The organism is Bordetella tumbae, from assembly GCF_965139195.1.
GTDB classification, from domain to species: Bacteria; Pseudomonadota; Gammaproteobacteria; order Burkholderiales; family Burkholderiaceae_B; genus Bordetella_A; species Bordetella_A tumbae.
In genome coordinates this window covers 30,882-38,522 of the sequence record NZ_CBCSJH010000047.1, presented here as the reverse complement: position 1 = coordinate 38,522, position 7,641 = coordinate 30,882, and the positions used below count along the sequence as shown (strand labels likewise).

The 7,641-nt window shown below is 59.2% G+C and carries 6 protein-coding genes and 1 pseudogene; 6 read left to right on the top strand and 1 reads right to left on the bottom strand.

Features of this window, described 5'->3' with window-relative positions; genetic code table 11:
* The first annotated feature begins 755 nt into the window (after window positions 1–755).
* Window positions 756–1,481: a hypothetical protein gene (locus tag ACNA0J_RS27015; protein WP_415821983.1), complete on the top strand. Its 726-nt coding sequence runs from the start codon at window positions 756–758 to the stop codon at window positions 1,479–1,481.
* Between the two features lie 147 nt (window positions 1,482–1,628).
* On the opposite strand, the gene ACNA0J_RS27010 is transcribed toward ACNA0J_RS27015, so the two are convergent.
* Window positions 1,629–2,522, bottom strand: a complete 894-nt coding sequence (locus tag ACNA0J_RS27010) for a LysR family transcriptional regulator (protein WP_415821982.1) — start codon at window positions 2,520–2,522, stop codon at window positions 1,629–1,631.
* Between the two features lie 238 nt (window positions 2,523–2,760).
* Here ACNA0J_RS27010 and ACNA0J_RS27005 point away from each other — a divergent pair, with 238 nt between their 5' ends.
* The 5 genes and pseudogenes from ACNA0J_RS27005 to ACNA0J_RS26985 form a co-directional block, all read left to right on the top strand.
* Window positions 2,761–3,630: an HpcH/HpaI aldolase/citrate lyase family protein gene (locus tag ACNA0J_RS27005; RefSeq protein WP_415821981.1), complete on the top strand. Its 870-nt coding sequence runs from the start codon at window positions 2,761–2,763 to the stop codon at window positions 3,628–3,630.
* 85 nt (window positions 3,631–3,715) lie between these two features.
* Window positions 3,716–4,924, top strand: a complete 1,209-nt coding sequence (locus ACNA0J_RS27000; RefSeq protein ID WP_415821980.1) for a CaiB/BaiF CoA transferase family protein — start codon at window positions 3,716–3,718, stop codon at window positions 4,922–4,924.
* A gap of 117 nt (window positions 4,925–5,041) precedes the next feature.
* Window positions 5,042–5,962, top strand: coding sequence for an ABC transporter ATP-binding protein (locus tag ACNA0J_RS26995; RefSeq protein ID WP_415821979.1), 921 nt, complete (start codon window positions 5,042–5,044; stop codon window positions 5,960–5,962).
* A 52-nt stretch (window positions 5,963–6,014) separates the two neighbouring features.
* Window positions 6,015–6,776 (top strand): ABC transporter permease, encoded by a 762-nt coding sequence (locus ACNA0J_RS26990; protein ID WP_415821977.1) that lies wholly within the window; start codon window positions 6,015–6,017, stop codon window positions 6,774–6,776.
* A 35-nt stretch (window positions 6,777–6,811) separates the two neighbouring features.
* Window positions 6,812–7,519 (top strand): annotated as a pseudogene (locus ACNA0J_RS26985) (haloacid dehalogenase type II); the annotation flags it as partial.
* Between the last annotated feature and the right edge of the window lie 122 nt (window positions 7,520–7,641).

Genomic DNA, 7,641 nt, shown 5'->3' with positions numbered 1-7,641 from the left:
TCAAAATCTCTACGGGGGCGGGGTGGTTTCATAGTCGTAAGTGTTCCTGGCTAGGGTCAATGACCCTATCTACGTGTCCACTTACATTAGACCAGGACAAGCAGGGGCCTCGGCCCGCTTCGCGGGCTAAATCGCGGCTCAACGGCCCGGCGGGGCTTTTACACGCCGACCTCCTGCTNGCAATGNCTGCCATTGACGGATGTTTGTACGCTTCTCGTTGTTGAGCAGACTCCGTTGATNTGNGTCAGTTTGGCCACATGACATGAACCTGCCTATCGCATTGGCAAAGACAGCTTCAAAAAACAGCTGATGGCCCTCAGCCCTCGTTGCATTCTCCCATCGTGAGTCCCTGTCGCGTGCCTGGGCGTGGTGCCGGGCCGTTGAGCACGGATTTAGTCCGCGCAGCGGACCGAGGCCCCTGCTCATGGGCCGAGTCCGTGCGATAGGCCCGGCGCCACGCCCAGGCACGCGACAGGGACGCCTTCAGAGAGACAATCACGAACAGCAAACGCCTACAACACCAACAGCGATAAAAAAAATGCCCCCACGCTGCGCCTTCGGCTTGCTGCCCCCGAGGGGGCGTTTTTATCTTGAGGCGACCCGGCGATAAAAAAATGCCCAGTCAGGGCTTAACCGACTGGCATTGCAGCGTGGGGTTTTTTTTAGTGTTTAATCCCATGCTCGCGTGCTGCTTTCAATGAGCAGCGTTGCCGGATATCGCTCGTTGTGAACAGTGAGGCGCCTGGGAGTATGGGATGAGAATAAGCAGTGTGGTGCTGTCAGCAATGACGCTATTGGCTGCCGGCAGTGCGCAGGCCGATGCGTTGGATGCGTTCTACAGCAACCCCGTTTATCGAGCCGGTGCGAGCGAGACCTCTTGCGAGACGTTTCCGCAAGGCATTCCGCAGCGTTTGAACGACACGGACACGCGTGCGCATGCCAGGGTAATTTTGAACGGCGGCGGCGCGATTGTCGTGACGCAAGGCGCAGATGGCATTCCCCGCAGCCACTATTTCTATTTGAAGAAAGCCAGTTGCGACTGGCTCGAGCTGCAGGTGAAAGAGGGCAGTGATCCTGATGCTTTCGCCGCCGGGCTTGCTGCGAAATACGATTCGCGCATTCATTTTCAGAGCGCACATGCCGAGCGGATGGTGCGTGATTACCGCGTCGATTGTGCACCCACGAGGGCGCGCCGCTACGTGCCGCTGATCAACGTGCTGTACTACAGCTTGTCCACGATGAGCCGGCCGGATCTTTGGCTGGAGCTGAATGTCGAAGACCACGATGGCGAGATTCAATTCGTCAACGTGATTCGCAATGCAAAGCGGCAGGACAACGAGCGCGTCGAGTTTCAGCGTTCGAGTTTGCGTATCGACACAGCCGGCAACATGTCGCGGCCTAGCAATGCCACGCAAAATATATTTGACCAATTATGTGCGGGCTTTGATGGCCCGTACTGGCGCAGCAAGCATTCTGGCTGAGTGCTTGTGCAGTGCCAGTGCCAGTGCCAGTGCAAGAGCCTGTGCCAGCGCGGCCAGTCGCATCGCTGGCGCCAGCACTTGAGCTATTCGCAGAGGAACGCGACGGCGGCTGGAAATGAATTAGGTGCTGAAGCGAGGCCCAGATATTTACGGAGTGATGCTGAGACCCATGCGCCGCGCATGTGCCGCCTTGGCACCTGATAGCAATGCCTGCACCAAGCGGTTTTCCTGATCGGATTGCCGGCAGACGAAAGCCATCTGCCTCGCTGGCCCGCGTTTCCCTAGCGATAGCACGCGTACTGGATGTACCGCATATACCTGCGGTCCGGGGTCCGGCAGAACCGATACCCCGAGTCCCTCGGACACAAGGGCAGTCAATGCGGCCAAGGACTGCAGTTCCAGCCGGCAGCGCGCGTGGGGAGCGTGCTGGGCGACATAGCGCGCTGCCAACCCGCCGCCGATCGTGGTTTTGTCAAAGCGGATCCATTCGTGTTGATGCATCAGCTCACTCAAGGTTTCTTCGGTGGAATCCGGCGGTGCAATGGCGACCAAAGGCTCTTGGAATAACGGCGTCCAGGCCAGGCGGCGTGAACCGCCCGATTCGGGTTGAGTCACGACCGCTGCGTCCAACTCGCCGGTTTTGAGTTTTTCTACGAGTTCGACAACGCGTCCACGCACCAGACGCACATCCAGCTGGGGATAATGCTCTCGCACCCAACGCAACATCGGAGGCAGCAGCGTGACCTGCAATGGCTCGATGATACCTAGGCGTACGGTGCCTGATACGGTGGGCGAACTGCGGCGGCGCAGCGCATCCAGCTTGGCGAACGTTTCGCGCAATACCTCGTCGACCTCTTCGGCAAACGCATTGGGCCGCGCCTGCAGGGCAGAGCGGTCAAACAACGGCTGGCCAAAATATTCCTCCATCTGCTTCATCTGCAGGCTGACCGCGCTGGGCGACAGGTTCATATCCGCCGCCGCTGCCGCAAAACTGCCGCCGCGCAGCACCGCGCCCAGCGTGCGAAAGGCTTCGATCTTCATGAGAAATACTCACTTAGCGGATTAATATTCCTCACTTTATATCATCAGTCGGCTAGCCTAGTATCTGGAGCCTGGGCCCGCACATCTTTGCGCAGACGGACTCGGCCTGAGGCCAGGCGTGCGACACCACGGCATTAGTGGATGCATGGCGGTGCTGTAATCGAGTCCCGTTGTATTGTGAGGGGCCTTCCGGACCTGGTGGCAATGCCGCTTTTGATGACTGACTTGGATGATCACAATGAGAAGCAAACTTTTCGTCCCGGCCTCGCGGCCCGAGCTATACGCCAAGGCCTTGGCTGGGCAGGCGGATTCCTTGTCGTTTGACCTGGAAGACTCGGTCGCGGCCGATCGCAAAGACGAGGCCCGGCAGCAGTTGGCGCAATGGCTCGCCTCGCCGGAGGCGCAGGCCACGGAAAAAACGCTGATCGTGCGGGTCAATGCCATGGATACGCCGTACTTTCTCGCGGATGTGCAGGCCGTGGCGCGTCCGGGACTGCATATGCTGAACTTGCCCAAGGCCGAGGACGTGGAGCAGATCCGCGAAGCCGCACGCGTGCTGGCCGAGGCTGAAAGCGCCAATGGTGTGACACGGCCAATTCGTCTGCTGCTCAATATCGAATCGCCGCGTGCGTTGCGCTGCGCGGCCGATCTGGCCGCCGCCGATTCGCGCGTGGCGGGGCTGCAATTGGGCTTGGGCGATCTGTTCGAGCCACTGGGGATCGCGCGGCGCGAGCCCAGCGCGGTCAAGCAGGCCATGTTTTCGCTGCGGCTGGCGGCGGGGGAGGCAGGCGTGTTTGCCTATGATTCGGCCTTTGCCGACATTCGCGATGCCGAAGGCTTTCAGGCCGAGGCCGAGTTAGCGCGTCGCTTGGGATTTTTAGGCAAAAGCTGCATTCATCCCAGTCAGGTCGCCTTGGCGAACACGGCGTTCCGCCCGAGCGACGAGGAAATCGCCCATGCGGTACGTGTGGTCGAGGCCGCGCGCGATGCCGACGCTCGCGGCGTCGGCGCTTATGTGGTCGATGGAAAAATGATCGATCCCCCATTCGTACGACGTGCCGAGGCGATTGTGGAAACGGCAAAACGTTCGGGCTTGCTGCCGTCGTGAAAACGACTGACGACATGGTATTCGCAGCCTAGCGCTGCGACCCTTTCCTCCTCGATATGAATACCGAAGTTTCCCGGAGCACTGGATGACTTTATCTACCCCTGATTCCGTGGCGCCACAAGGCCAAGGCCCATTGCATGGTGTCCGCGTACTCGACCTCAGCGCCTATATCGCAGGCCCCTATGGCTGCTCGCTGCTGGCTGACCAAGGCGCCGACGTCGTCAAAATCGAGCCTCCCGTTGGCGACAACCTGCGTAAATATCCATCGTCCCTCGAATCCGAGAGCCGCGCATTTCTAGGCGTCAATCGCAGCAAACGGGGCCTGGCTCTGGATTTGAAACAGCCCGAGGCTCAACAAGTCCTGCGCGATCTGGCCAGCCGCGCGGATGTTCTGGTGCATAACTTTCGTCCCAGCGTGCCGGTTCGATTAGGCATTGCATACGAACAATTGCAGGAAATCAATCCGCGCCTGATCTATTGCGCGGTGACGGGTTACGGAGATACCGGCCCTTTGAAAGACAAGGCGGGCTACGATCAGGTCCTGCAGACCATGACAGGCATGTGCGCGATGCAAGGCAAGGCCGACGGCCCGCCCGAGATCCTGTACGGCTCCGTCGTGGATTACTACGCGGCGGCGCTGGTGGCCTCCGGTGTTTCGTCTGCCCTGTACGAGCGTGAACGCAGCGGACGTGGACAATACGTGGGTGTGTCATTGTTGCGCAGTGCCTTGACCATGCAGTCTGCCCGCATGATCTGGGCAGAAGACGAACCTCGCGAGGTCGGGCGCGACATGCGCTCGGGTGGTATCACCGGTCTGCATCCCACGCGCGAGGGTTATCTGTATATCTCCGCAAACACGCCGCATTTCTGGGCGGCATTGTGCGCGAAAACCGGTCTGGACGAATTGGCTGCGAACCCGCGCTATGACTCGGTGCGTAAACGCGCTGAACACCGCGACGAGATCGTGCCGCGTCTGCACGAGGCCTTGCAGGCGCGCAGTGCGTTCGAGTGGGAAGCCCTGTTCGGCGAAGAGGTGCCGTGCGCCGCTGCCCGCACTATCGAAGACATGTTCGATTTTCCGCAGGTGCAGGCCGAAGGCATGGTGGCGAACTACGAACATCCGGTGGTAGGGAATTACCGCGGATTTGCGAATCCGATCAAGTATGGCCGCACGCCGGGCCCTGCACCGTTTGCGGCACCAGCCTTTAGTCAACACGCTGACGATGTGTTGGCGGAGTTGGAGCTATCGTCCGAACAGATTGCCGCATTGAAAGCGCAACGGGCAGTGCTCTGAGGAGCTTGATCGCGGACGATTAGTCAACATAACGGAACAATGTTCCCATTTTTATGGAACGACGCGCAGAAATTGAACACGTAAAATGACTGGGTCAAACGCCATATAGAGGTCCGCGTGCAACCCGTCATTTCCGTGCAAGGCCTATCCAAGACCTACGCGTCAGGGCATCAGGCCTTGAAAAACATCAACCTGGACATCCAGCGTGGCGAGATATTTGCCTTGTTGGGGCCCAATGGCGCAGGCAAGACCACGCTGATCAGCATCCTGTGCGGCATCGTGACGCCGGGGCAGGGGCGTGTACTGGCCGATGGCCACGACATCGTGACCGACTATCGTGCGGCGCGTGCGCGCATCGGGCTCGTGCCGCAGGAAATTTCCACGGACGCGTTTGAAAACGTCTGGAATACGGTGACCTTTAGCCGCGGCCTGTTCGGCAAGCCGGCCAATCCGGACTATATCGAAAAGATCCTGCGCGACCTGTCTCTGTGGGAAAAAAAGGATACGCGCATCATGGCGTTGTCAGGCGGCATGAAACGTCGCGTGATGATCGCCAAAGCGCTATCGCACGAGCCCGATATCCTGTTTCTGGATGAGCCGACTGCCGGTGTCGACGTGGAGTTGCGTCGAGGCATGTGGGACATGGTGCGACGCCTGCGCCAGAGCGGCGTCACGATCATCCTGACCACGCACTACATTGAAGAAGCCCAGGAAATGGCCGACCGTGTCGGCGTGATCCGCAAGGGCGAGATCATCGTGGTCGAGGAAACCCAGACGTTGATGAAAAAACTGGGCAAGCGGCAATTGACCTTGACGCTGAAAAACGCGCTGCCGGCTGTTCCACCGGCACTCGCGGCCTACGGCCTGGAGCTCATTGGCGATGGCTATCAGCTGGTCTATACCTACGACAATCAGCACGAAGGCGGAGAGATCGCCCGCTTGCTGCGCCAATTGGATGAGTCCGGAATCGAGTTCACCGATCTGAGTTCATCCGAAAGCTCTCTGGAAGACATCTTTGTGAGCTTGGTGAACGCATGACGTTGGCGTTTTGCTCTCTGCCCATGAATGCCGAGGCTATTCGAGGTAAACAATGAATTTTTACGCTATTCGAGCCATCTATTTATTTGAAATGGCCCGCGCACGCCGCACGCTCATGCAGAGTGTGGCATCGCCTGTGGTATCTACCGCGCTGTATTTCGTCGTGTTCGGCTCGGCCATCGGTTCGCATATGGTCGAGATCGAGGGCGTCAGCTACGGGGCGTTTATCGTGCCAGGCATGATCATGCTGTCGCTGCTGACGCAGAGCGTGGCCAACGCGTCGTTCGGGATCTATATGCCGCGTTTTTCCGGCACGATCTATGAAATCCATTCCGCGCCGATTTCCTACATCGAGATCGTGATCGGCTACGTGGGGGCAGCCGCGAGCAAGTCCGTCATCTTGGGGCTGATCACACTGGCCGTAGCACGCCTGTTTGTCGAGTTCCACATCCAGCATCCACTCTGGATGATAGGCTTTCTGATCCTGACGTCGGTGACCTTCAGCCTGTTTGGTTTCATCATCGGTGTCTGGGCCGACGGATTTGAAAAACTGCAGATCATCCCGCTGATGATCATCACACCGCTGACGTTTTTGGGCGGCACGTTTTATTCCATCAACATGCTGCCGCCCATCTGGCAGACGTTGAGCCTATTCAATCCGGTCGTCTATCTCGTCAGCGGGTTCCGCTGGAGTTTTTACGGCGTATCGGATGTCAGCGTATCCATCAGCCTGGGCATGACCGTGGTGTTCCTGGTCGTGTGCTTGATCGCAGTGCGATGGATATTCCTGACGGGGTATCGTTTGAAGACCTAATTCAAAGGAGGCGGCACATCATGGTATGGGATAAGGTTCAGGCATTGGTGTTTGATGTTTTTGGCACGGTCGTGGATTGGCGCAATGGCGTTGCGCGCGAGGCCGAACCATTCTTGGCGAAGTATGGGCAGGGGGGCGTACAACCCCTCGCGTTGGCAGACGCATGGCGTCGCCAGTACTCGCCCTCCATGGAGGCCGTGCGCAGCGGTCAGCGGCCGTTTGTCCGCCTGGATGTGTTGCATCGTGAGAATCTGGAAAAGGCGCTGCGCGAATTGGGCATGAATCCTGACGGGATCCCGCCGGCAGAGTTGGATGCGCTGAATCTCGCCTGGCATCGCCTGGATCCGTGGCCCGATTCGGTCGCGGGCCTGACGCGCCTGAAAACGCGCTATATCATTGCGCCGCTATCGAATGGCAATATCCGGCTGATGCTGGATATGGCGAAACGCGCCGGCCTGCCATGGGATGCGATTCTGGGCGCAGAGGTCGCGCAGGCTTACAAGCCTACGCCCGAAGCCTATCTGCGCACTGCTGATGTGTTGGGCCTGGCACCCGACCAGATGTGCCTGGTCGCCGCGCATAACAACGATCTGGCCGCGGCGCGTAAATGCGGTTTGAAAACGGCGTTCGTGCTTCGCCCGACCGAGCATGGGCCGGATCAAAAGACGGATCTGGCGGCTGAGCAGGACTGGGATGCGGTGGCTGACGATCTCGGACAGCTGGCGGATCGATTGGTGGGCTGAGCTAGGTCTGAACTTTGCGTTGCGTTGCGTTGCGTTGCGTGGGGCTGGGCGGGGTCTGAGTTCTATTCGACGTCGATGCGGGGCAGTGNCCGTGTTGGCGCTTCACGTGGCCGGTCGGCCGC

Bases quoted from the DNA above. Each gene is read 5' to 3' on its own strand.
- ACNA0J_RS27015 (WP_415821983.1), top strand. From the start codon at position 756: ATGAGAATAAGCAGTGTGGTGCTGTCAGCAATGACGCTATTGGCTGCC.
- ACNA0J_RS27010 (WP_415821982.1), bottom strand. From the start codon at position 2,522: ATGAAGATCGAAGCCTTTCGCACGCTGGGCGCGGTGCTGCGCGGCGGC.
- ACNA0J_RS27005 (WP_415821981.1), top strand. From the start codon at position 2,761: ATGAGAAGCAAACTTTTCGTCCCGGCCTCGCGGCCCGAGCTATACGCC.
- ACNA0J_RS27000 (WP_415821980.1), top strand. From the start codon at position 3,716: ATGACTTTATCTACCCCTGATTCCGTGGCGCCACAAGGCCAAGGCCCA.
- ACNA0J_RS26990 (WP_415821977.1), top strand. From the start codon at position 6,015: ATGAATTTTTACGCTATTCGAGCCATCTATTTATTTGAAATGGCCCGC.